The sequence below is a fragment of the Corynebacterium gallinarum genome, from assembly GCF_014837045.1.
Taxonomy (GTDB): Bacteria; Actinomycetota; Actinomycetes; order Mycobacteriales; family Mycobacteriaceae; genus Corynebacterium; species Corynebacterium gallinarum.
Map to the genome: position 1 here is coordinate 340,251 of NZ_JACSPR010000002.1, position 21,891 is coordinate 362,141.

A 21,891-nucleotide genomic window follows, 5' to 3' on the forward strand; every position below is an offset into this window, starting at 1 on the left:
CATGGCAAAAACTGTTGGTTTGTGGGTGCGGCGCTGGCAAAACCCCAGGATGGGTTTTGCAAAACAACAGTTTTTGCCAGTCACCCCCTCCACCCCGCGCCCCCGTGAACGAAATCGTTGGTTTACCCGCCCCACATCAACAAAACCCCAGGACACCTCCCACAAACCAACGATGTCGTTCAACCCGGGCACGAAAAGACGCCCCTCCCTCCCCGCATGGGGAAGAAAGGGCGTCAGTCAGAACCGGAGAACCGGTACAGAACCGATCCGTCGGGGCAGGTTTATGCCTCGGCGGTGTAGTTCTTGGTGATGTGGGTGTCCACTGCAACACCTGGGCCGGTGGTGGAAGACATGGTGATCTTCTTCAGGTAGATGCCCTTGGAGGAGGAAGGCTTGATACGGACGAGCTCATCGATGAGTGCGCCGTAGTTCTCAGCCAGTGCCTTGGCGTCGAAGGATGCCTTGCCGATGGCGGCGTGCAGGTTGGATGCCTTGTCAACGCGGAAGGAGATCTTGCCGCCCTTGACCTCTTCGATGGCCTTGGCGACATCGTTGGTGACGGTGCCGGTCTTCGGGTTCGGCATCAGACCACGGGGGCCCAGGACGCGGGCGATGCGGCCGATCTTGGCCATCTGGTCCGGGGTTGCGATGGCGACGTCGAAGTCGGTCCAGCCACCCTGGATGCGCTCGACGAGCTCGTCGGTGCCGACGAAGTCAGCGCCAGCGGCCTCAGCCTCGGTTGCCTTCTCGCCAGCAGCGAAGACGGCGACGCGGACGGTCTTGCCGGTGCCGTTGGGCAGGGAGACGGTGCCGCGGACCAGCTGGTCAGCCTTACGGGGGTCAACGCCGAGGCGGATGGCCACGTCGATGGACGGGTCGTAGTTCTTGGAGGAGGTCTCCTTGACCAGTTCTGCAGCCTGCAGTGGGGTGTACTCGCGGCCGGCGTCGATCTTGGCGGCGGCTTCGCGGAACGCCTTGGAGTTCTTGCTCATTGTGTAATTCCCTTTCGCGGAATTTGTGGTCTGCGGGCCGGAGCTGGCCCTGCCACAGGAAAAGTTATGGGGTGCACCCCGCCCCGTTTACCGGGTGGGGTGCGGGTTGAGGAATTAACCCTCGGAATTAACCCTCGACGGTGATGCCCATGGAGCGGGCGGTGCCGGCGATGATCTTGGCAGCGGCGTCGATGTCGCGTGCGTTGAGGTCTTCCTTCTTGGTCTCGGCGATCTCACGGACCTGAGCCATGGTGACCTTGCCGACCTTGTCGGTGTGAGGAACGCCGGAGCCCTTCTGCAGGCCTGCGGCCTTCAGCAGCAGCTTGGCTGCCGGTGGGGTCTTCAGCTTGAAATCGAAGGAGCGATCCTCGTAGACGGTGATCTCAACTGGGACCACGTTGCCACGCTGGTTCTCGGTGGCGGCGTTGTAGGCCTTGCAGAATTCCATGATGTTGACACCATGGGCACCCAGTGCGGGGCCGACCGGAGGAGCCGGGTTGGCCTGTCCTGCCTGGATCTGCAGCTTGATGAGGCCTGTGACCTTCTTCTTCTTCTTGGGAGCCATCGTTGGACCTGCTTCCTTGTTACCGGCTCGCACCTGGGACGATGAAACCCCATGGGCGCTGCCGTCCGGATGCTCGGTGCCGCTACCAACAGGCCTGCTCTGAGGTCGTCATTGGATCGTCACGTAACCGGGCCACCGGGGATGAACGTATGAATGCATGCCGAAAAACATGCGGTTGTCCACTCTACCCGCAGCGGACCCACAAACCAAAAGTGCTTTTCGGGTGCTTATCGACGCCGCCACTGTCGCCCGTCGTCAAGCTCGCCGGCGGGCGCACCCCTGCGACGACGACACCCCCTGGGAGAGCTCCCAGGGGGTGTGCGGTGAACGGAGGTTAGCTGATCTTCTCGACCTGATCGAACTTCAGATCAACCGGGGTCTCACGACCGAAGATGGACACCAGCGCCTCAAGCTTCTGGTTCTCCACATCGATGGAGGAGATCGTCGCGGACACCGAGGCGAACGCACCGGTGAGGATGGTGACAGCCTCACCGACATGGAAGTCCACGGTGACCTTCTGCGACGACGAGTCGGTGGGCATGGCCACAACCTGCTCGCCCTCGGCGGTGGTCGGGGCTGCCTCGCCGGCAACAACAGCGGATTCCTGCGGCATGAGGAACTTGGCCACATCGCGGTGCTTGACGGCGGTGGCGTTGCCCTCATTACCCACGAAGCTGGTGACACCCGGGGTGTCACGCACCACTGACCAGACGCGGTCGTTCATCTCCATGCGGACCAGGACATAACCCGGCAGGAGCTTGCGCTTGACCAGCTTGCGCTTGCCGTCGCGGATCTCGGTGACCTGCTCGATGGGGACGACAACCTCGTAGATGTCCTCCTCGACCTCGAGGGTCTGGGCACGCATATCGAGGTTGGCCTTCACCTTGTTCTCGTAACCGGAGTAGCACTGGATGATGTACCAGGAACCCGGCTGCTTCTTCAGATCGCGGGTGAACTGACGCAGACGCGCCTTGTACTCCGCATCGGCGTCCTGCTCACCGGTGTCACCCAGCGCTGCGGCGGCCTGTGCCACATCATCCGTGGCAACCTCGGCCTCCTCAGCGGGGACCTCGGCGAAAGGCTCAGCCTCCGGGGTTGCCTCCTCGGAAGTTTCGTCGAAGGTTTCCTCGGGGGTTTCGTCGGGGGTCTCCTCGCCGAACACCTCATCGAAGCCCTCGCCGATCTCGAGGTCGGCGTCCTGGACGGCCTGCTCCTCCACTGCGAACTCCTCAGCGAACTCGTTGTTGTTGTCTTCGCTCATCTTGCGTGTTCTCCAAACATGTATGTTTCACAATTCCCGACCCCACTGCCGAGATACCGTCGGGCAGCGCAGGCGCTGGGTAACGCTCCTGGGGTCCATGCTACTGCCCGGACACCCCGTTGACATTCACCGACCCAGCACGGACCGGGGGTTGGGATAAAGAATCATCCCGCCGGTTCCTTGCGGGAACCAGCGGGATGTTAAAGATTGTGTTGTCTACCTTACCTAGGGAGTAAGGGCCTTCTCAACTCCGAGGCCTGCGATGAAATCCACACCAGAAACCAGAGCGGTGAGGATGACCAGGAAGACCAGTACCACGATGGTGTAGGTGACCATCTGGCGCGCGGTGGGCCAGATGACCTTGCGGACCTCGGTGACCACCTCGGGCAGGAAACTGACAACGCCCCCACCATATTTCGCGTCCTTGGCAGGAGCCGAGGCCGCGACGGCGGGAGCGCGCTTCGCCTCATACGAGGCGGTGGAGACACCCGACAGCTGACGTTTACCAGTGGGACGTGAAGCTTCACTTGCACCGGTGTTCTGATCGTCGCTCAAGGCACTCCTCAGGTTGAAAAATCTTGCAGGGGCGACAGGACTTGAACCTGCAACCTACGGTTTTGGAGACCGTTGCTCTGCCAATTGAGCTACGCCCCTATGCGCCACAGTGTTCTGCAGCACGGATAACACTACCAGAAGTATCCGGTTACGCATGTAACATGACCGGTAAAACTGAAGATATCCGGGTTTTAGCGAAATAACTCCCACATGGAATTCAGCGAAACCATGCGGGGTTTAATTTTCGCAGTAGCGATGGCGAGAATTGAACTCGCGACACAGCGATTATGAGTCGCTTGCTCTACCACTGAGCTACACCGCCATTATTGTTCATCCCCACGATGAACCGATTGGGTGCAGCTGGAGAAAAACAATTGAGCCCCCTAACAGAATCGAACTGTTGACCTTCTCCTTACCATGGAGACACTCTACCGACTGAGCTAAGGGGGCATCGGCTTCTCTAGGATTCGGAGGCTTTTGCTTTGCCCCGCTCCGTTGAAGCCTTAAGTACATTAACCCGAATCGTTCACACAACACAAATCCGCAGGTTAGAGTGCATTTCTTAGCACCCTAAAACTCGCTTAAAACACGCAGTACCGCGCACACCCAGCGATATGGCCCGCAGATCCCTCCGAAGGCCCCATCCTGAGCCCGATGCGCGGGCGCCACGTCGCCCACCAGGGCAACAGCTGGTATCTCCGGCAGTCCTACCTATGAAGGGCTGGAGAATGCCCCAGGAACGTGGTCCCGTGAACGTTTTCGTTGGTTTGTCGGTGGTGGCCCCACATAACCCCAGGACGGGTTTCGCAAACCAACGATTTCGATCACCACCGCGCAAGGGCGCCCACGATCCCCCAGCACCCCGTGACAAAAACTGTTGGTTTGTGGGTCCGGCACGGTCAAAACCCCAGGAAGCCCATCGCAAAACAACGGTTTTTGCCAACCGTCCCGCCGCCAGCCACCCCGGGGAATGCAAAAAACACCCACCGAAGTAACTTCGGTGGGTGTTATCTGTGCCAGATGTAGGATTCGAACCTACGTAGGCGCAAGCCGACGGATTTACAGTCCGCTCCCATTGGCCGCTCGGGCAATCTGGCATGCACTGCTTGGTGCGCTACACACTTTACTATGAACAGTGTGCGTTAAGGCAAATCGGCAGGTCACAGGGGTTAAACCCGGGTCAATCGCAAGCCGCCTAGACCAGCCGGGTCTAGCCGACGCGCTGCACGGTGAAGATCGCGAGGTTGCGCAGGGCGTCCTTGACGGAATTGTCGGGTAGACGGTCGAGTTCGGCGTTGGCGATGTCCATGTAGCGGTGGACGTCGGCAAGCGCCTCACTGCGGCCACCGGAACGCGCCAGCAGGTCCAGGGCCCGGTTGACGGTGTCGTCGTCCTCGATGGGCCCGGTGAGGATCTCGCGCAGCTGGGCGCCCACCTCGGTCTGTTCACGCATGGCGTAGAGCACGGGCAGGGTGAACACGCCCTCGCGGAGGTCGGTGCCGGGGGTCTTGCCGGATTCGGCGGTCTCGGAGAAGATGTCGATGATGTCGTCGACGATCTGGAAGATCATGCCCACGGCCGCGCCGAATTTCTTCAGGGCATCCACGTGTTCCGGGGTAGCTTCGGCGTGCATGGAGCCGAGGAACCCGGCGGAGGCGATGAGCACGGCGGTCTTCTCGCGGATGACCTTCATGTAGTGGTCAACGGGGTCACCACCGCGGGCACCGACCGTCTCACGCATCTGGCCGGTGACCAGTTCACCGAAGGTCTCGGCGAAGTGGGCGACGGTTTCCATGCCGAGCTGGCTCATCAGCCGGGAGGCGTGGGCCAGGAGGATGTCGCCGGCGAGGATGGCCACGGAGTTGTCCCACCGGGAGTTGGCGCTGGGAACCCCGCGGCGCATGGTGGCCTCATCCATCACGTCATCGTGATAGAGGGTGGCCAGGTGGGTGATCTCCACGACCACCGCGGCCTTGATCACGTTGTCGCTGAGTGGTTTGGCACCGAATTCGGAGGCCAGCAGCGCGAACATGGGGCGGAAGCGTTTGCCGCCGGCCCTGGCGAGGTGGGTGACCTTGTCCACGAGGAAGTCCTCCCCGATGGACAATTCCCTCAGCAGGCGGTCCTCGACCTGCTGCATTGCCGTGTCGATCCTGGCGGTGAGCGCCGGGTCACCAAACTCGACCTGAGATGCGTTGTTTCCTGACGCACCTTCTTGTCCGAGCCCGTGGGAACGGGTTGGAACGGTTCGGCCGCTACTCATTCATCGCTACCTTTGGTGATCGTGGGTGGTTCCCGCCGGTAGATAACCCGGGGATACCAGAAAATGGACGTTATAGCTTTCCGTTTAACCGTAGTCGACAGCAGGGACCTAAAGCACCCTGGGGTGGCTTTCACCCACTGCCCCCTGCGACAATGGAATGCGTGTCTGTATCTTCCGGTGTGTCCTCCTCTGCCTCCCTGTCCGTCGATGTTCTCGTGGTCGGTGGTGGGCCCTCGGGGTCGGCGGCGGCGGTGTACGCCGCCCGGCGGGGCCTGTCGACGTTGCTTATCGACGCCTCCTCCTTCCCCCGCGACAAGACCTGCGGGGATGGTCTCACCCCACGCGCCGTGCACCAGCTGGAGAAACTCGGAGTAGCCGAGCAGGTGACCTCAACCTATTCCAACAGGGGCCTCAAACTGCACGGTTTCGGCGGATCGGTGGAGGCCCCCTGGCCCGAGTCGGTGTTCGGGACCCGTGGGTCCGCGATGACCCGGGCGAGTTTCGATAATCTCCTCTTCGAGCTGGCCCGGTCCCATCCCGAGGTCACCACCTGGGAGAACGCCACCGCAGAGACACCGGTGTTCAACGGCGCGCGACTGGACGCGGTGGAGATCAACCACAACGGCCAGCGGCGCACCGTCAAGGCCAACCATGTGATCGTGGCCGATGGGGTGCGTTCCACCTTCGGTAAGAAACTGGGCCGGATCTGGCACCGCGGGGAGGTCTACGGCATCGCCGCGCGCTCGTACTGCACCTCGCCTGATTCCACGGAACCGTGGATCCACTCCCACCTGGAGCTGCGCGATGAGCCGGGCACCGTCCAGCCCGGGTACGGGTGGATCTTCCCCCTGGGTGACGGCACCGTGAACCTGGGGTGTGGTGCCCTGTCCACCGATCAGCGCCCGGCGAAGGTCAACACGAAGAAACTGCTGGGTTTCTACGCCTCCCAGCAGCGGGAGGAATGGCAGCTGGGCCCGGAGCAGGATGTCGCCTCGGCGATGCTGCCGATGGGTGGGGCCGTCTCCAATGTGGCTGGCCCGAACTGGATGCTCATCGGTGATTCCGCGGCGTGTGTGAATCCGCTCAACGGTGAGGGCATCGATTACGGGCTGGAAACCGCTGAGCTTGCCGTGGAGCTCATCCACGCGTACCCCCGGCGCGATATCACCCTGGTGTGGCCCCATGTGTTGAAGACCCACTACGGTGAGGCCTTCGTGCTGGCGCGTACCGCAGCCAGGCTGCTGACCTACCCGGCGTTCCTGCCCGCGATGGGCCCGCTGGCCTTCCGGGGCCCGTTGAAGAAGGTGGCCATGCCGGCGGCTGCCCGGCTCATGGGCAACCTCATCACCGAGGAGGATAAGGACATCCTCGCCCGGGGATGGCGCCTGGCGGGCAGCACTGTCAGCGCCGCCCGCAGGGGAACCCCACTGTGGAATTCAACCCTGTGAGCCCTGTGAGTTCCTAATCCTCCGGTTTGATGGCCGAGTGCATGGCCACGATGCCGAAGGTGAGGTTCTGCCAGCCGCATTCGGACCAGCCGTTGGCGTTGATCTCCCGGGCCAGGTCCTCCTGGTCGGGCCAGGCGCGGATGGATTCGGCGAGGTAGATGTAGGCCTCGGGGTTGGAGGAGACCACGCGTGCCACCTTGGGCAGCAGGCGCATGAGGTATTCCTTGTACAGGGTGCCGAACACGGGGATCACCGGGGTGGAGAACTCCGCCACGGTGAGGCGTCCGCCGGGTTTGGTCACGCGTGCCATCTCTCGCAGCCCGGCGCGGAAGTCATGGATGTTGCGCAGACCATACGAGATGGTGACAGCATCGAAGCTGTTGTCGGCGAAGGGCAGTGTCATGCCGTCGCCGACCACCATGGGCACATTGCGGTCCTTGCCGGCGGCCAGCATGCCCTGGGAGAAGTCACAGGCCACACACCAGGCACCTGATTTGGCCAGTTCCACGGTGGACACCGCGGTGCCGGCGGCGAGGTCGAGGACCTTCTCCCCCGGTTTGAGATTCAGACGTTCCCGGGTGCGTCTGCGCCACACGCGGTCCTGCCCGAAGGACAGCACCGTGTTGGTGAGGTCATATTTGTCTCCGACGTCATCGAACATTGACGCTACGTCGAACGGGTCCTTGTCTAGAGATGCCTTAGCCACGCTCAACAGTCTATGCCACCAGCGACGCAGGACAACGCCCGAGGGCCGGGCGGATTACACCTCGACCCGGATGGGAACCTCCGCGCGCACGCCGAGCATGCGGGCGACCCACTGTGGCATCCGGGTGACCTCGGCGTTGGGGCCGAAGAAGGTCAGGGGGATGCGGCGGGACAGTGCCACCACATCGGTGTAGTGCTGGAACAGCTGCTCGCACAGGGCGTTCCAGCTCTTGTGGCGCACCCCCTCGCGGGCCGCCAGGCACATGGTCCGGTGGCGGGTGTCGTCGAGGATCCACTCCGCGGCGGCGGGCAGTTTCTCCTTGAAATCCACCACGTCCAGCAGCAGACCGTTGACGCCGTCATCGATGAGGTCGATGGGGCCGCCGGCACGGGGGCCGATGGTGGGCACTCCGGAGGCCTGGGCCTCCTGGATGGCCTGGCAGAAGGTCTCGAATTCACCGGGGTGGACGAACAGGTCCAGGGAGGCGTAGGTGCGGGCCAGTTCCTCGCCACCGAGCGCACCGGTGAAGATGGCATCCGGCATCATCTCGCGCAGGTACTTGGCCTCGGGGCCGTCACCGACGATGACCAGCTGGATGTTCTCGCGACCCGACAGGCTGACCAGGCGCTCCACACCCTTTTCCGAGGCGAGCCGACCGACGAAACCGACGACCTTCTTCGTCCCGGTGGGATCCCAGCTGCGGCGCAGGTCCTCGCTGCGCTTGGAGGGGTGGAACCGCTCGGAATCCACGCCACGTGCCCAGTGGAAGATGTCGTTGACGCCGTGCTCACGCAACTCATCGATGCTCATCGACGAGGGTGCGAGCGTGCGCTGGCAGGTGTTGTGGACGGTGCGGATCCATTCCCAGCTGGCGGCTGCCAGCGGTGCCAGATGGTAGCGCTGGGAGAACCCGGCGACATCGGTCTGGTAGATCGCGATGGCCGGGATGCGCAGCTGCCGGGCGGCGAACGCGGCGGCCCCACCGAGGACGAAGGGGGACGCCAGGTGGATGATGTCCGGGTTGTACTCACGCAGCACGGTGGTCACCGAGGGCAGCGGCACACCGATGGGGAGGGAATCAATGAGGGGGACCCGGACGGTGGGGACACGGACGATCTCAAAGCCGAGGTATTCACCGATCTCCTCCTCGAACTCCCGGGCACCCGGCGCGATGACAAGCGCCTCGTGGCCGTTGGCAGCCAGGTACTCCAATACGCGGAGGACCGAGTTGGTGACTCCGTTGACGTTCGGGAGGAATGACTCTGCAACGATTGCTACACGCATGCGTCTGATTATCTCCATGTCTTACCACCGGGGCGGTGAACCCTGGATGGCTTTATCGAGAACTTTGTTTAATTCTTGGATCAAGGAGGGTGAATTCCCCCTTAACCGGCCCGCTGTCACAGGCTGGCCGGATCCCTGGAGTGTCGTCCGAGGAGCCCGGCTGCCACCCATAATAACCCTGCGATCAGTGTTGCCACACCTGCAACGCTGAGCGCCGGGATGATTGACAGTGTCCATTCGCGGCCCTCCACCTTGACCAGGGTGGGGTCGGTGGTGGCGTAGGTGACCCAGACGCGCTGCCCCTCCCCCAGTCCCGTGGGGTAGAGCAGACCGGTGGCCGGGGAGTGGAAGATGCCGTGTTCATCCTGGAAATCCACCGTGGTGCGCAAGGCTCCCACATCGGTGACCTCCGCCAGCGCACGTCCGGGGTCGGCGGCGATGGTGCGGTCGTTGAGGAACGGGCCGATCACCAGGGCGCCACAGCCCAGGATGGCGGCGATGTAGAGGGCGATCACCGCCTGGCGTGCCCGACGCCGGATTCTCCCCCACTCCACCTAGCGGACCTTCGCGGTGAGCTCGCGCTGCAGGGCGCGGCGGGTGTCGCGGACGGTGAGCGCCTCGATGACGGTGAACCCGGGGATCTCGATGGTGTCCTCCAGTTCCATCAGCAGTTCCTGGAGGGTGTTGGCGCGTCGGTAGTCAACGCCGTAGGCATCACAGAGGTCGGAGATGTTGACGTCGTGCGGGGTGCCGAAGGCCCGCTCGAAGCGGGAGCGCAGGCCGGGGGCGCCGGTTTCCAGGAGTTCGAAGATGCCGCCGCCGTTGTCGTTGGCCACCACGATGGTGAGGTTCTCAGGCCGTGGTTCATCAGGGCCGATGAGCAGACCACCGACATCATGGACGAACGCGAGATCCCCGAGCAGCGCCACGGTGCGCGGGGCCCGGATCTCATCGGGGTGGCGGGACTGGATGGCCAGTGCGGTGCCGATGGCCTGGGAGACGGAACCGTCGATGCCGGCGGTGCCGCGCGGGGAGTGCACATCCACACCGGCGAACGGCAGGCCGACGATGCTCAGATCGCGGATCGGGTTGGAGGCGGCGCAGAACACCGTGTCCCCGGTGCCCAGTCCATCGGCGATCGCCGCGGCGACATGCAGACCGGTGAAGCCGTGGTCCTCCTTCGCCAGCACCTCGCGCACGCCCTCGGCGGCCAGGTCGGAGGCGGCGTCGCAGATCTTCAGCCACTGTTTCTGCTGCTCACCGGTAACTTTCACGCGGGACCCCACCCGGTCGGCGCAGCGGCCGGGATCGGTGATGACATCGGTGCGCGACAGCACGGTCAGTTCGATGCTGGGATCCGTCATCAGTTTGATCACACCGCGGTGCAGGGTGGGGTGCCCCACCACGATGACATGATCGGGACGGGGGTTGACCACATACCCCTCGGCTGAGACCTGTTCCTTGAGCAGGAACTCCGCGGCCAGCGGGTGCACCGGGTGGTAGGCGACCGGGGCGGTGGGTTCGGCGATGGTGGGCACCTCGGCGAGCTCCTCGATCTCCCAGGCCTCGTCACCGGCGATGACCAGTGTGTTGCGGGAGAGATCCACATCGACCACCCCGTGATCCACCCAGCGCTGCTCCCAGTCCACCGGGCCCGGCTCCCCATGCGGCTCGGGCAGGTCCGGTGCCACCAGCGGCATGTCGAGTGCGACGTTGATGTGTCGTGGGCTTTGCGACGCCCCGTTCCCCAACGCCTGGCCGATCCGTCCGACGTGCTCGGGGGCGGCCACCGTGACGGTCGGTGCCAGGGCACCGAAGATGGCGGTCTGGTCGATGGTCTGGCTGGACCCGGTGCCGATGAGGTGTGCGGGGCGGTCCGCGGAGACCACCAGCAGCGGGATGTGGGCGTGGGCGGCCTCGGTGACCGCCGGCAGGCAGTTGGACACCGCGGTGCCGGAGGTCATGATCACCGGCACCGGACGGCGCTGGACGCGCGCCATCCCCAGGGCGAGGAACGCGGCGGAGCGCTCGTCGATACGCACATGCACGCGCAGGTCCTCCCGGGAGAGCACCTCGAGCGACAACGGTGAGTTACGCGAACCCGGGCATAACACCACGTCAGTGATGTGGGGGCTGAGGGCTTCGATGACTTCGCGGGCAAGTTCCTGTGCAGACGTGACGGACATGGAAACCAGTCTAGATCCCGGCCAGGACAGAATAGGATTCCCGCACGCGCTCAAACCACCAGTCGCGCCGGTCCGGGGTCGCGGCCAGGCCTGCCAGACGGTCCGGCTCCGGGGTGATCACGCGGGTCTCCATGAACCCATCGGTGATGGTGTGCGGGGCGGCGACATCCTCGATGAAGAACTGCGAGGTGGCGAGGCCTGCGGCGGCTGGGGGGACGTCGATCAGGTCGTCGTCGTCAAGCTTGGGCAGCGCCGCCACCGCGGCGAGACCCGCGTTCATGCCCACCACCGTGTCCAGGGCGCTGGCCACCGTGATGTCCATGGTGCGCGCCCGCAGATGCGCGGCGACCTCCAGCACGCGGCGCACCCCGCCCAGGGGCGCGACCTTGACCACCGCGACATCCGCGGCCCGCAGCTCGGCGACGCGGTAGGGGTCATCGGAGCGACGGATCGACTCATCCGCCGCCACCCGCGCGAAGATCCCGCGACGTTGCAGGGAGGCCCGCACCTGCGCCAGCTCCTCCACCGTGGCGCACGGCTGCTCGAGATAATCCAACGGCCCGAGGCTCTGCGCGGCTTCCAGTGCCTGCTCGACCGTCCAACCGGTGTTGGCGTCCACCCGGATCACCGCGCCGGGGCGGGCCTCACGTACCGCCTGCACGCGCGCGATGTCATCGGCGAGGGTCTGGCCTGGCTCTGCGACCTTCACCTTCACCGTGCGGCAGCCGGGGAACTTCTCCAGCACGGCCGCGACCTCATGCGCGGGGACGGCCGGCACGGTGGCGTTGACCTCGACGTGGGTGCGCAGCGGCTCCGGGAACCCCTGCCAGGCGGCCTCGATGCCCGCGGCCAGCCACGCGCTGGACTCCACGGCGTCATACTCCAGGAAGGGGGCGAACTCACCCCACCCGGCGGGCCCATCGATGAGCAGGGCCTCACGCGTGGTCACCCCCCGGAATTTCACATTCATGGGCAGGGACACCACGTGGGCGCGCTCGAGGATCTCAGTCAGGGAAGGAAGCGTCATGAGGCTCTAGCTTAGGCCCTGGCTCAGGCTGTATCAGTGCGGGCATGATGGAGGGCATGACATCCACAGACCGTGTGACCCCGCAGCAGATCCGCGACGCCGGACTCGATTGGACCATCAACGACAAGACCATCACCGCCACCTTCTCAACCGGCGACTTCGCCACCGGCCTGGCCCTGGTCAACCTCATCGGCGAATCCGCCGAAACCCACAACCACCACCCCGACATCGAACTGACCTACCCCACCGTGACCGTCACCCTGACCAGCCATGACATCGACGACCTCAGCGAACGCGACCTGCGCCTTGCCCGCCTGATCAACGACCATGCGGAGCAGCTGGGGGTGAAGAAGGCGTCCTGATGCCTTCCGTTCGGGGCGGAGGGGCCCGCCTAAGCTGTATGCATGACCAACTACAGCACCGACAACCCCTTCGACCCGACCCAGTGGGCCACCGTCCCCGGCTTCGATGACCTCACCGACATCACCTACCACCGCCACGTGGGCACCGACCGCCGGGACGGCATCGTCCGCATCGCCTTCGACCGCCCCGAGGTCCGCAACGCCTTCCGCCCCCACACCGTCGACGAGCTCTACCGCGCCCTCGACCACGCCCGCCGCACCTCCGATGTGGGCACCATCCTCCTCACCGGCAACGGCCCCAGCACGAAGGACGGCGGCTGGGCCTTCTGCTCCGGCGGCGACCAGCGCATCCGCGGCCGCTCCGGCTACCAGTACGCAACCTCCCATGACTCCGACGATGCCGTGGCCGACGAATCCACCGTCGACCGCAACCGGGTGAAGGCCGAGGGCGGACGCCTCCACATCCTTGAGGTCCAGCGACTGATCCGCACCATGCCCAAGGTGGTCATCGCCGTGGTCAACGGCTGGGCCGCCGGTGGTGGACACTCCCTCCACGTGGTCTGCGACCTGACCATCGCCTCCCGCCAGGAAGCCCGCTTCAAGCAGACCGACGCCGACGTGGGATCCTTCGACGCCGGTTACGGTTCCGCCTACCTGGCCAAGATGGTCGGCCAGAAATTCGCCCGCGAGATCTTCTTCCTCGGCCGCACCTACTCCGCCGAGGACATGCACCGCATGGGTGCGGTCAACATCGTCGCCGACCACGGCGCGCTGGAGGCCGAGGCCATCCAGGTTGCGCGTGAGATCAACGGCAAATCCCCCACCGCGCAGCGCATGCTGAAATTCGCCTTCAACCTCACCGACGACGGCCTGATGGGCCAGCAGGTCTTCGCCGGTGAGGCCACCCGCCTGGCCTACATGACCGACGAGGCCGTCGAGGGCAAGGACTCCTTCCTGGAAAAGCGCGACCCGGACTGGTCGGAGTTCCCCTACTACTACTAGGGCCTCGGGACATTCCGGGCTGGTGTGGCAAAAACTGTTGTTTTGTGATGGGCGTCCTGGGGTTTTTCCAGCGCCTGCCCCACAAACCAACGGTTTTTGTCGTGGAGCCCAGGGTGTTCATGGGTGCCCTCCCGGGGTGGTGATCGAAATCGTTGTTTTGCGATGGGCGTCCTGGGGTTTTGCGGGGCCGGACACAACAAACAACGATTTCGTTCATGGGGTGCCTGGCGAACCGGCCCCCGGCCCCCCGGCGCCCTCCCACCCACCCCACCCAAAAAGAATTCACTTAAAGTTCATCTGGTTGGTTCTTTTGTACAATGTCCGTCATGTTCGTGCCACCTGGAACGGATGGCACCCCGGCCCGCCCTCGAAAGGCCATGTCAAAGCTGGGCCGAGGCCAACAATACTGACCACCCCAGTACGAACCCTTACCCGAATCCGGGGTTGGCAGAGATGGTCGTCGTCACGCAACCCCTGCTCAGGGGCGCTTTCCCGATGCCCGGATCGCGCCGGTCATGCTGCATACTTCTCAGTTGTGACCGAGTTGATAATTCTTCTGATCGTGATTGTCACGGCGCTTGCCTTCGACTTCACCAATGGATTCCACGACACCGGCAATGCCATGGCCACCTCCATCGCAACCGGCGCCCTCAAACCCAAGGTGGCTGTAACCCTGTCCGCGGTGCTCAACCTCGTGGGTGCGTTCCTCTCTGTTGAGGTCGCAGCCACGGTGGCCAAGGGCATTGTGGATCTGGACCAGTTCAACCTCTCCAACCCCGGGGATTCGCACCAGTTGTTGCTGGTGGTGTTCGCCGGACTGATCGGCGCGATCCTGTGGAACCTGTTGACCTGGTTGCTGGGCATTCCCTCCAGTTCCTCCCATGCACTGTTCGGTGGTCTCATCGGCGCCGCGATCGCCTCCATCGGTTTCGGTGGCGTGGTGTGGGAGGGTGTGCTGGCCAAGATGATCCTGCCGGCACTGGCCGCGCCGGTGGTCGCCGGCCTGGTCGCTGCGATCGGCACCTTCGCCGTCTACGCACTGACCAAACCAGTCGCAGACAAGGACAAGAACCGCTATTTCCGGTGGGGTCAGATCGGCTCCGCCTCCCTGGTCTCCCTCGCGCACGGCACCAATGATGCCCAGAAGACGATGGGTGTCATCTTCCTGGCGCTGGTGGCCACCGGCCACGTGGGCACTGACGCGGACATCCCCTTCTGGGTGAAGGCCTCGTGTGCGTTCTTCATCGCATTCGGCACCTACCTGGGTGGTTGGCGTGTCATCCGCACCCTGGGCAAGGGTCTCGTGGAGATCGACTCACCCCAGGGCATGGCCGCGGAGACCTCCTCGGCTGCCATCATCCTGACCTCCTCCCACTTCGGCATGGCGCTGTCCACCACCCACGTGGCCACCGGTTCCATCATGGGTACCGGCATCGGACGCACGGGGGCGTCGGTGCGCTGGTCGGTGGCCAGTCGCATGGCCATTGCCTGGCTGATCACCCTCCCGGCGTCCGCGCTGGTGGGCATCGTCTGCTGGTGGATCGCCCACGGCATCGGCGCTTTCTCCTCCGATCTTCTCGGTGTGCTCGTGGCCTTCGCCATCCTGATTGCGCTGTCGGTCTACATGTGGCTGCATTCCCGCAAGGCCCCGGTGGATCCGAACAATGTCAACGAGGACTGGGATGACACCACCAACGGTGTTGCCCCCGCACAGAAGAATGCGGAGAAGAACCCCCAGAAGAACACCGATACCACCCAGGAACACGCCCCAGCCACGACCTCCGAGGAGCGCAGCTAGATGAATCTCTCCACCCTCTTCGGCAGTCTCGTCGATGTCACCCTGGTGGGCATCCTGCTGGGTGCAGGCCTGCCCGCCCTCTTCGCACTGGGTATCCGCCTGGCCCACGGGCCTTCGGTGGTGACGGCAGACGGTGCCGTCACCCACCACGCCAGCCCGCTGGGCAAGACCGCCGCGGCACTCTGTTTCGGCATCATCATCTTTGCGGTCGTGGTGGGCATCCTGTGGGTGACCAAGTCGACGATCCATCAGTACTTCGCCTGGGATGTCTTCGGCACCGAGGCTTAAGGCCCGGCAGCCACCATCAACTCATTCACCCCGCCTCGGTTCACCCCGATGCGGGGTTTCAACATTTTAACCAAGGCTTAAATGACCAGCTCACACCCAATAGTTGACACGGTAATCATTTGCACGCTACCTTAATTGACATGTCAACAATCAAGCCACTTGCGCTTCTCCTGTCCCGCGTCCTCCTCGGTGTCATCCTCATCGCCCACGGCTGGGACAAGTTCCAGATCACCGGCCTCGAGGGCGTCAGCGGATTCTTCGCCTCCCTGGGCATCCCCGCTGCCGGGGTCGTGGCCCCATTGGTCGGTGCCATTGAACTCATCGGTGGCATCATGATCATCCTCGGTGTCTTCACCCGCTACGTCAGCGCCGTCGTCGCCGTGGTCATGCTCGGTGCCGCACTCTCCGCACACGTCAGCGCCGGCATCTACGTCACCAACGGTGGCTGGGAGCTGGTCGGTGCCATCGGTGCCGGCATGCTCGCCCTCATCGCCGTCGGCGCCGGCGCCTGGAGCGTCGACGCTGTCCTGGAGCAGCAGAAGACCACCGAGCGCGAGCTCGTCAACGCCTAGGAAACTGCACCACCCACACCGGCGCCTCCTCCGCGAATCCCCACGGGTTCACGGATGGGGTGCCGGTATTTTTCTGCCGGTATAGGTCTTGAAGTGTCGCTGTCTCGGTGCCCGACCCGGTTCCCACTAGACTTTCCAACCATGAACACCCGAATTCTCGAACCGTTGCCTATTGACCCCACCAACCCCGTGGCGATCCTCGGCGACCTCGAGGATGCGATCGCCGGCACCCGCACCTTCCTCCCCATCCCCGCCCGGGACCGGCCACGCGCACAGGCGCTGCGTGATTCCCAGCGCGCCGGGCAGCCCATCGATTCGGGTATCGCCCTGGTGATGGCCACCTCCGGTTCCACCGGCACCCCGAAGGGTGCCCAGCTCACCCCGGCCAACCTGGTCAGCTCCGCGGATGCCACGCACCAGTACCTCGGCGGCGAGGGGCAGTGGCTGCTGGCCATGCCCGCCCACCACATCGCCGGCATGCAGGTGCTCATCCGCGCGCTCATTGCCGGCGTTGAGCCACTGGCCCTGGATCTGAGTGAGGGCTTCGACATCCCCGATTTCGCCCGCGCCGCCCAGGAACTCAAGGACACCGGCGACCGCACCTACACCTCCCTGACCCCGATGCAGCTGACCAAGGCCATGGATTCCCTGGAGGGCATCGAGGCCCTCCGCCTCTTCGACACCATCCTGGTCGGCGGTGCCGCCACCTCGCGCCCCACGCTGGATTCCGCCGCGGAACTCGGCATCCGGGTGGTCACCACCTACGGGTCCTCGGAAACCGCTGGGGGCTGTGTCTATGACGGGCAAGCGATCCCCGGCGCGAAGATCCGGGTGCGGGATGCCCGCATCGAGCTGGGCGGGCCGATGATCGCGCGGGGTTATCGCAACGTCGACAAGCACCCCGACTTCGCGGAACCGGGCTGGTTCCGCACCTCGGACACCGGGGAGCTTGTCGACGGTCGACTCACCGTCATGGGTCGTCTTGACGCCATCATCGATTCCGGTGGGCTGAAGCTGCATCCGGAGGTCCTGGAGAAGGCCATCATGGATCTGGACGGCATCACGGGTGCGTGTGTGCTCGGTGTGCCGGACCAGCGACTGGGGCAGGCCATCGTCGCGGCCTATTCCGGCACCCTCTCCCCCGCCGAGGTGATCCGCGGGCTGGCGGATCTGCCACGGTGGCAGCTGCCCAAGCAGCTCAAGCATGTGGAGGCGCTGCCCATGATCGGGCCGGGCAAGGTCGACCGCAGGACGGTCACCGCCCTGTTCTGACCCCTAATCCTCGGCCTGGCTGAATTCCACCAGCCGCGCCACATCCTCATCGGTGTACACCTTGGCGATCTGCTCATCATTGCCACCGAGGAAGGTGTTGCCCACCACGAGCGCCCCGGCCTGGGTTGTGGGCACCACCGCGAAATGCCGTGGCTGGGCGTAGACCTGGCGGACCGGGTGCCCGGAGCGCAGGGCGCAGACGTGCAGCCAGACGTCGTCGGCACGCTTGCAGGTCTCCAGGAACACATCCCCCTGTGCGACCACGTAGTCGATGAAGCTGGTGGGATAGAGCACCCCGGACACCCCGGTGGCGAAGTGGAGGAAGGAGGCCTCGGAGGTATCCGCCGCGGTCCACTTGACGTAGGGGAGCATGTGGCCGTCGCGAAGCTCGATCCGGTGCGCCCGGTAGGCGACCACCGCGTCGTTGCGCAGATCGCCGATAAACTGGAGACGCTGCAGGAACCACTCGGGGTAGATCATGTCATCATCGACGGTGGCCACCCGCACACCGGTGCCGTGGACCTCACGGAACTGGTTCCAGTACTTGGTATGCGGACCGTACATGCCGTCGCTGCACTTCACCTGCAGACCCCGGCTGACCAGACGCTGGACGGCGACGGGCCACTCCGAGTGGTAATCCGGTTCATCCAGCCACAGCACAATGGGCGCCTGCTGGTACCCGCGGGCCACGGATTCAATGGTGAAATGCACCTTGTTGATGCGTTTGCCGTGGGTGGTCAGGGAGACAATCACCTCACCGGAAGTGGGAATGGTCCGCCGGGAGAATCTGTTGCGCAGCGCCAGGGGTAGCATCCGCAGCAGGGTGAGGAAGATACTCGCCACCTGCCTGATCACATATCCGATCCACATGTTCTCCGTGCCACCTCCATCGATGATTCCCGCGCGACGTTCAAGACTTACTTACCCAGAACACAATAGCGCCAAGTCAGGTAACCGACTGATTATGAACCGCCACCTGCGTTTAGACCCCCACGCCCCGATGGGGAAAGATATGGGCATGTCTTCGACCGCTGCTGATCATTCCCGCCCCACTCCCGCGCAGTGGATGGCGGGTGCCCGCCCACGCACGTGGGCCAATGCCTTCGCCCCCGTTATCGCGGGTTCCGGTGTGGCTGCTCACCACGATAGTTTCGTGTGGTGGAAGGCCCTGCTCGCCCTGGTGGTTGCCTGGGCCCTGATCATCGGCGTCAACTACGCCAACGATTATTCCGACGGCATCAAGGGCACGGATGAGGACCGCACCGGCCCGCTGCGCCTGACCGGTTCCGGGTTGGCCAGACCGGCCCACGTGAAACGGGCGGCGTTCCTCTCCTTCGGGGTGGCCGGGGTGGCCGGACTCGTGCTCAGTCTCACCAGCGCATGGTGGCTGGTGCTGATCGGGGTGCTCTGTGTCCTCGGTGCCTGGTTCTACACCGGTGGTTCCCGTCCCTATGGCTACATGGGGCTGGGTGAGGTGGCCGTGTTCATCTTCTTCGGCCTGGTGGCGGTGCTGGGCACCGAATTCACCCAGACCGGGTCGGTCAGCTGGGCCGGCCTGGCAGCCGCGGTGGGTGTGGGTGCGATCTCCGCTGGTGTGAACCTGGCCAACAACATCCGGGACATCCCCACCGATGCGGACGCCGGCAAGATCACCCTGGCGGTCCGACTGGGTGATGCGGGGGCACGCAGGCTCTACATGGTCCTGGTGTCCATGCCGTTTCTCATGTCGGTGGGGCTGGCATGGGTGGCCACCCCGTTCGCCCTCGTAGGGCTGCTGGTGGCCCCGCTGGTGATCACCGGTGCCCGCCCGGTGCTGCGCGGTGCGGTGGGCAGGGAACTCATCCCGGTCATCGGCGCCACCGGCCGGGCCATGGCGGTGTGGGCGGTGGTCACCGCCGTGGCACTCACCCTGGCGCAGGTCCTGGGCTAGCGGGTGCCGGCCTAGCGGTCAGCCAGTTCGCGCTGCACCCATTCCTTATGGGCCTTTCGCTGGGCATCCCATTCCGCCAGGGCGGCGGAGGCATTCGTCCGCAGCTTGTCGAAGATGAGCATGGACAGCGGGAAGGCCACAATCAGTGCCAGCATCGCTGAGATCAACAGGGGTACCGGGGAGCTGATCAGCAGTGCGATGCCGTGGATGATGGCGGTGAGAACGACGACGAGAAGGACACGCGCGGCACCGTAGATGACCACGTTCTTCCGGGCGGTGCGCTGGACCTGCTGGTCGAGCTCGGGGGGCTGGATACTAATGGACTCACTCACACCTATTCACCCTACTCAACCCCCGCCGGGACTCACGAATGCGCAGAACGAGACGGTTGTTACTTCGACAGGTGTTTTCCGTATTGTGGATATCAACAACATCAACCAGGAGGAGAACGGTGGGACGGCTTCTGTTAATACTGCTCATCATTGCGGCTGTAGTTCTGTTGTGGATGGCGTTCAAGCCATCCACCTGGAAGCGCAATCAGCAGGTGGGAGCGGCCCAGGCACCCAAGCAGGTCAAGGGGCCGGATGATGATGAGGAATTCCTCTGGAACATCGAGAAGAACCGGTTCAAGCAACGCCGGGCCCAGGAGGAGGCGATGCGCGAGGAGGAGGAACGCCTCAAACGCGCCCGCGAGCGGTACCGGCACACCGGGGAGACCTCCGATGCGGAGTCGGAGGATGAATCCGACACCCCGGATGGCGCGCCGGACACCAACGACAAGACCTGACCAGCGGAAATAGAAGATAGTTTAGGCTTACCTGCCCAAACCGGTGGGTGGGGGTTCACACTAAGTCATCCCCCATCTATATTTGATCCATGACCTCCGCTATACCCCTGCCCTCCGTCGGCCGCAACCGGGAGACGACATACCCGGTGTCCCCACCGGAACACCTGTCCAGCGATATCCTCCACCATGCCGAGAAAACCAGCATGTTCTTCAAATCGCTGGCGGACCCGACCCGCCTGTCGATCCTCTACCTGATCGCCACCCACCCGGACGGCAGAGTCAGTTCCAACGCCCTCGCACAGGCGCTGGGCATCTCCGCACCGACGGTGACCCACCACATGAAGAAACTCATCTCCGCGCACCTGGTCACCCGCGAGCAGGTCGGCAAATGGGCCTACCACTCCCTGCACCCAGCCAACGCCGACACCGTGGCCAAGATCTTCGCTGCCGTGACGGCCGCCTGACCGAGACCCCCTCGGGGCGGTACCCGCCGCGGCGGTGGGACGTCGCAAAGCGCCGTGCTTGTCGACGCTCTCTTTTACTCAGTTCCCGAAGGTTGCTCGCCTCACCCGCTCAAGTTTGGCTTTTTGCGATTCACCTATAAGGTGCCCGACCGGCTGAGGATAAAGCACGCGATCCCGTTTCAGAATCGCGGAATGATTCAGATCCGGCAACTGCCGATTACAGAACCGGAGCTTCGACTCATACGTGAATGCGCCGAATGTTGAACCCAACGAACTGTTTTCGGTTACCCACTGATACCGCGAACTCTGAACCAACTGATAATCAATGGCTCTCCCCACTAACGATGCAACCCAATCAGCAAATTGAATATTGGATGAGAGTTCACTATCGATATGCATCGGGGGCTCCACTATTTTTCTCATATCTTCGTGAGCTGCAGCCCGGCCAAGGATGTGTTGATACATGACCGGCAATCGTTGTTGACGCGATTTCTCGTTGATCTGGTCTGCCATGACAAGGATCTGCTGCTGATTAGAGTGTGCATACCGCGCTAAACGATTCAGGGTTTCCCGCATAGCTGATGCTTCTCTTTCAATTATTTCCTCTGCCCCGAGGTTGGTCTCCTTCGGGGAGCCGATCGGTTTCTCATCGGCATAATAGAAAAGCTCTCCCCCAAAGTTTCTCAGTTGACGAATGAGAGATCCCAATACCCTCAGGTTTTGTGGCCTCTCCTCTGCCACCTTGGCATAGAGCAGATTTGCGCCCTTGACTTCCCACCCACCCGGTCTGCCGGCCCTTTCAAATTCGCTCGCATAAAGTGTGCGCTTTTCTTGCGTGAAACGAGAACCGAATTCTCGGGCAGATTCAGCCGGAATCACAAAACCCGCATAACCGAAAGCAGGGCTCTGAGAATATTTCTTATGATCCGGTGAGATATAAGCCCCCGGTTGTCCTATCTCATCAATATAGGCAAGAAGCATAGTAGCAGTGTACCTATCCACTGCATCAGATCAGCTATCGTTGGGATACCTGCAGGTAGAAACAGCCATGGATGAACGTTTCCCTAAACGCGAAAACCCACGCAAATGCGTGGGCTTCGGAGTTGGTGCCCGGGGCGTTCTTGCCATT

General features: G+C 63.5%; 23 protein-coding genes and 4 tRNA genes. 10 read left to right on the forward strand and 17 right to left on the reverse strand.

Annotated elements, in window-relative coordinates:
- Nucleotides 1-281: 281 nt before the first annotated feature.
- From rplA to H9627_RS04170, 9 genes are all read right to left on the reverse strand, one after another.
- On the reverse strand, nucleotides 282-992 hold the full coding sequence (gene rplA / locus H9627_RS04130; protein ID WP_191732745.1) for a 50S ribosomal protein L1: 711 nt from the start codon (nucleotides 990-992) through the stop codon (nucleotides 282-284).
- 127 nt (nucleotides 993-1,119) lie between these two features.
- A complete protein-coding gene (gene rplK / locus H9627_RS04135; RefSeq protein ID WP_191732746.1) occupies nucleotides 1,120-1,557 on the reverse strand; it encodes a 50S ribosomal protein L11 in 438 nt (145 codons plus the stop codon).
- A gap of 334 nt (nucleotides 1,558-1,891) precedes the next feature.
- On the reverse strand, nucleotides 1,892-2,818 hold the full coding sequence (nusG, locus tag H9627_RS04140; protein ID WP_191732747.1) for a transcription termination/antitermination protein NusG: 927 nt from the start codon (nucleotides 2,816-2,818) through the stop codon (nucleotides 1,892-1,894).
- Nucleotides 2,819-3,043: 225 nt separating this feature from the next.
- Nucleotides 3,044-3,373, reverse strand: a complete 330-nt coding sequence (secE, locus tag H9627_RS04145) for a preprotein translocase subunit SecE (protein WP_191732748.1) — start codon at nucleotides 3,371-3,373, stop codon at nucleotides 3,044-3,046.
- A gap of 26 nt (nucleotides 3,374-3,399) precedes the next feature.
- Nucleotides 3,400-3,472: transfer RNA gene (locus tag H9627_RS04150), tRNA-Trp, on the reverse strand.
- 151 nt (nucleotides 3,473-3,623) lie between these two features.
- Nucleotides 3,624-3,695: transfer RNA gene (locus tag H9627_RS04155), tRNA-Met, on the reverse strand.
- 55 nt (nucleotides 3,696-3,750) lie between these two features.
- A tRNA-Thr gene (locus H9627_RS04160) sits at nucleotides 3,751-3,823 on the reverse strand.
- A 564-nt stretch (nucleotides 3,824-4,387) separates the two neighbouring features.
- A tRNA-Tyr gene (locus H9627_RS04165) sits at nucleotides 4,388-4,470 on the reverse strand.
- Nucleotides 4,471-4,583: 113 nt separating this feature from the next.
- Complete coding sequence (locus H9627_RS04170) at nucleotides 4,584-5,636, reverse strand: polyprenyl synthetase family protein (RefSeq protein WP_191732749.1); 1,053 nt, start codon at nucleotides 5,634-5,636, stop codon at nucleotides 4,584-4,586.
- Between the two features lie 152 nt (nucleotides 5,637-5,788).
- Between H9627_RS04170 and H9627_RS04175 the strand changes: the two genes are divergently transcribed.
- Entirely contained in the window at nucleotides 5,789-7,084 is a 1,296-nt protein-coding gene (locus tag H9627_RS04175; protein WP_191732750.1) for a geranylgeranyl reductase family protein, read from the forward strand.
- Between the two features lie 13 nt (nucleotides 7,085-7,097).
- Here the strand turns inward: H9627_RS04175 and H9627_RS04180 are convergent, their stop codons facing one another.
- The 5 genes from H9627_RS04180 to H9627_RS04200 all read right to left on the reverse strand — a co-directional run bounded on the left by H9627_RS04180 (nucleotide 7,098) and on the right by H9627_RS04200 (nucleotide 12,287).
- Nucleotides 7,098-7,790 (reverse strand): demethylmenaquinone methyltransferase, encoded by a 693-nt coding sequence (locus H9627_RS04180; protein ID WP_191732751.1) that lies wholly within the window; start codon nucleotides 7,788-7,790, stop codon nucleotides 7,098-7,100.
- Nucleotides 7,791-7,844: 54 nt separating this feature from the next.
- Nucleotides 7,845-9,074, reverse strand: coding sequence for a glycosyltransferase family 4 protein (locus H9627_RS04185; protein WP_225213449.1), 1,230 nt, complete (start codon nucleotides 9,072-9,074; stop codon nucleotides 7,845-7,847).
- 116 nt (nucleotides 9,075-9,190) lie between these two features.
- Nucleotides 9,191-9,628: a DUF3592 domain-containing protein gene (locus H9627_RS04190; protein WP_191732753.1), complete on the reverse strand. Its 438-nt coding sequence runs from the start codon at nucleotides 9,626-9,628 to the stop codon at nucleotides 9,191-9,193.
- A complete protein-coding gene (menD, locus tag H9627_RS04195) occupies nucleotides 9,629-11,260 on the reverse strand; it encodes a 2-succinyl-5-enolpyruvyl-6-hydroxy-3-cyclohexene-1-carboxylic-acid synthase (RefSeq protein WP_191732754.1) in 1,632 nt (543 codons plus the stop codon).
- 10 nt (nucleotides 11,261-11,270) lie between these two features.
- Nucleotides 11,271-12,287: an o-succinylbenzoate synthase gene (locus H9627_RS04200; protein WP_191732755.1), complete on the reverse strand. Its 1,017-nt coding sequence runs from the start codon at nucleotides 12,285-12,287 to the stop codon at nucleotides 11,271-11,273.
- A 56-nt stretch (nucleotides 12,288-12,343) separates the two neighbouring features.
- Here H9627_RS04200 and H9627_RS04205 point away from each other — a divergent pair, with 56 nt between their 5' ends.
- The 6 genes from H9627_RS04205 (at nucleotide 12,344) to menE (ending at nucleotide 17,581) form a co-directional block, all read left to right on the forward strand.
- A complete protein-coding gene (locus H9627_RS04205; protein ID WP_191732756.1) occupies nucleotides 12,344-12,649 on the forward strand; it encodes a 4a-hydroxytetrahydrobiopterin dehydratase in 306 nt (101 codons plus the stop codon).
- Between the two features lie 42 nt (nucleotides 12,650-12,691).
- Entirely contained in the window at nucleotides 12,692-13,651 is a 960-nt protein-coding gene (locus H9627_RS04210; RefSeq protein WP_191732757.1) for a 1,4-dihydroxy-2-naphthoyl-CoA synthase, read from the forward strand.
- Between the two features lie 535 nt (nucleotides 13,652-14,186).
- Nucleotides 14,187-15,449 (forward strand): inorganic phosphate transporter, encoded by a 1,263-nt coding sequence (locus H9627_RS04215; protein WP_191732758.1) that lies wholly within the window; start codon nucleotides 14,187-14,189, stop codon nucleotides 15,447-15,449.
- Complete coding sequence (locus H9627_RS04220; RefSeq protein ID WP_191732759.1) at nucleotides 15,450-15,737, forward strand: hypothetical protein; 288 nt, start codon at nucleotides 15,450-15,452, stop codon at nucleotides 15,735-15,737.
- Between the two features lie 140 nt (nucleotides 15,738-15,877).
- A complete protein-coding gene (locus tag H9627_RS04225; protein WP_191732760.1) occupies nucleotides 15,878-16,309 on the forward strand; it encodes a DoxX family protein in 432 nt (143 codons plus the stop codon).
- A 141-nt stretch (nucleotides 16,310-16,450) separates the two neighbouring features.
- Nucleotides 16,451-17,581, forward strand: coding sequence for an o-succinylbenzoate--CoA ligase (menE, locus tag H9627_RS04230; RefSeq protein WP_191732761.1), 1,131 nt, complete (start codon nucleotides 16,451-16,453; stop codon nucleotides 17,579-17,581).
- A gap of 3 nt (nucleotides 17,582-17,584) precedes the next feature.
- Here menE and H9627_RS04235 read toward each other — a convergent pair whose 3' ends face one another.
- Nucleotides 17,585-18,451 carry a glycosyltransferase gene (locus H9627_RS04235; protein ID WP_191732762.1) on the reverse strand — a complete coding sequence of 289 codons (867 nt, stop codon included), beginning with the start codon at nucleotides 18,449-18,451 and terminating at the stop codon, nucleotides 17,585-17,587.
- A 148-nt stretch (nucleotides 18,452-18,599) separates the two neighbouring features.
- Here H9627_RS04235 and H9627_RS04240 point away from each other — a divergent pair, with 148 nt between their 5' ends.
- Complete coding sequence (locus H9627_RS04240) at nucleotides 18,600-19,511, forward strand: 1,4-dihydroxy-2-naphthoate polyprenyltransferase (protein ID WP_191732763.1); 912 nt, start codon at nucleotides 18,600-18,602, stop codon at nucleotides 19,509-19,511.
- Nucleotides 19,512-19,522: 11 nt separating this feature from the next.
- Here the strand turns inward: H9627_RS04240 and H9627_RS04245 are convergent, their stop codons facing one another.
- The gene (locus H9627_RS04245; protein ID WP_318247753.1) at nucleotides 19,523-19,843 is read right to left on the reverse strand and encodes a DUF4229 domain-containing protein; all 321 of its coding nucleotides are present in this window, start codon (nucleotides 19,841-19,843) and stop codon (nucleotides 19,523-19,525) included.
- Between the two features lie 119 nt (nucleotides 19,844-19,962).
- On the opposite strand from H9627_RS04245, the gene H9627_RS04250 reads away from it, so the two are divergent.
- Together H9627_RS04250 and H9627_RS04255 are read left to right on the forward strand one after the other, a co-directional pair.
- Nucleotides 19,963-20,298, forward strand: a complete 336-nt coding sequence (locus H9627_RS04250; RefSeq protein WP_191732764.1) for a hypothetical protein — start codon at nucleotides 19,963-19,965, stop codon at nucleotides 20,296-20,298.
- Between the two features lie 89 nt (nucleotides 20,299-20,387).
- Nucleotides 20,388-20,762 (forward strand): ArsR/SmtB family transcription factor, encoded by a 375-nt coding sequence (locus tag H9627_RS04255; RefSeq protein ID WP_225213451.1) that lies wholly within the window; start codon nucleotides 20,388-20,390, stop codon nucleotides 20,760-20,762.
- 78 nt (nucleotides 20,763-20,840) lie between these two features.
- Here H9627_RS04255 and H9627_RS04260 read toward each other — a convergent pair whose 3' ends face one another.
- Nucleotides 20,841-21,743, reverse strand: coding sequence for a DUF3800 domain-containing protein (locus H9627_RS04260; RefSeq protein WP_191732765.1), 903 nt, complete (start codon nucleotides 21,741-21,743; stop codon nucleotides 20,841-20,843).
- Between the last annotated feature and the right edge of the window lie 148 nt (nucleotides 21,744-21,891).

Coding starts and splice junctions, on each gene's coding strand:
- menD (WP_191732754.1), bottom strand. CDS start 11,260: ATGTCCGTCACGTCTGCACAGGAACTTGCCCGCGAAGTCATCGAAGCC.
- H9627_RS04170 (WP_191732749.1), bottom strand. CDS start 5,636: ATGAGTAGCGGCCGAACCGTTCCAACCCGTTCCCACGGGCTCGGACAA.
- rplA (WP_191732745.1), bottom strand. CDS start 992: ATGAGCAAGAACTCCAAGGCGTTCCGCGAAGCCGCCGCCAAGATCGAC.
- H9627_RS04210 (WP_191732757.1), top strand. CDS start 12,692: ATGACCAACTACAGCACCGACAACCCCTTCGACCCGACCCAGTGGGCC.
- H9627_RS04235 (WP_191732762.1), bottom strand. CDS start 18,451: ATGTGGATCGGATATGTGATCAGGCAGGTGGCGAGTATCTTCCTCACC.
- rplK (WP_191732746.1), bottom strand. CDS start 1,557: ATGGCTCCCAAGAAGAAGAAGAAGGTCACAGGCCTCATCAAGCTGCAG.
- H9627_RS04240 (WP_191732763.1), top strand. CDS start 18,600: ATGTCTTCGACCGCTGCTGATCATTCCCGCCCCACTCCCGCGCAGTGG.
- H9627_RS04175 (WP_191732750.1), top strand. CDS start 5,789: ATGGAATGCGTGTCTGTATCTTCCGGTGTGTCCTCCTCTGCCTCCCTG.
- H9627_RS04185 (WP_225213449.1), bottom strand. CDS start 9,074: ATGCGTGTAGCAATCGTTGCAGAGTCATTCCTCCCGAACGTCAACGGA.
- H9627_RS04255 (WP_225213451.1), top strand. CDS start 20,388: ATGACCTCCGCTATACCCCTGCCCTCCGTCGGCCGCAACCGGGAGACG.
- H9627_RS04200 (WP_191732755.1), bottom strand. CDS start 12,287: ATGACGCTTCCTTCCCTGACTGAGATCCTCGAGCGCGCCCACGTGGTG.
- H9627_RS04205 (WP_191732756.1), top strand. CDS start 12,344: ATGACATCCACAGACCGTGTGACCCCGCAGCAGATCCGCGACGCCGGA.
- nusG (WP_191732747.1), bottom strand. CDS start 2,818: ATGAGCGAAGACAACAACAACGAGTTCGCTGAGGAGTTCGCAGTGGAG.
- H9627_RS04260 (WP_191732765.1), bottom strand. CDS start 21,743: ATGCTTCTTGCCTATATTGATGAGATAGGACAACCGGGGGCTTATATC.
- H9627_RS04220 (WP_191732759.1), top strand. CDS start 15,450: ATGAATCTCTCCACCCTCTTCGGCAGTCTCGTCGATGTCACCCTGGTG.
- menE (WP_191732761.1), top strand. CDS start 16,451: ATGAACACCCGAATTCTCGAACCGTTGCCTATTGACCCCACCAACCCC.
- H9627_RS04225 (WP_191732760.1), top strand. CDS start 15,878: ATGTCAACAATCAAGCCACTTGCGCTTCTCCTGTCCCGCGTCCTCCTC.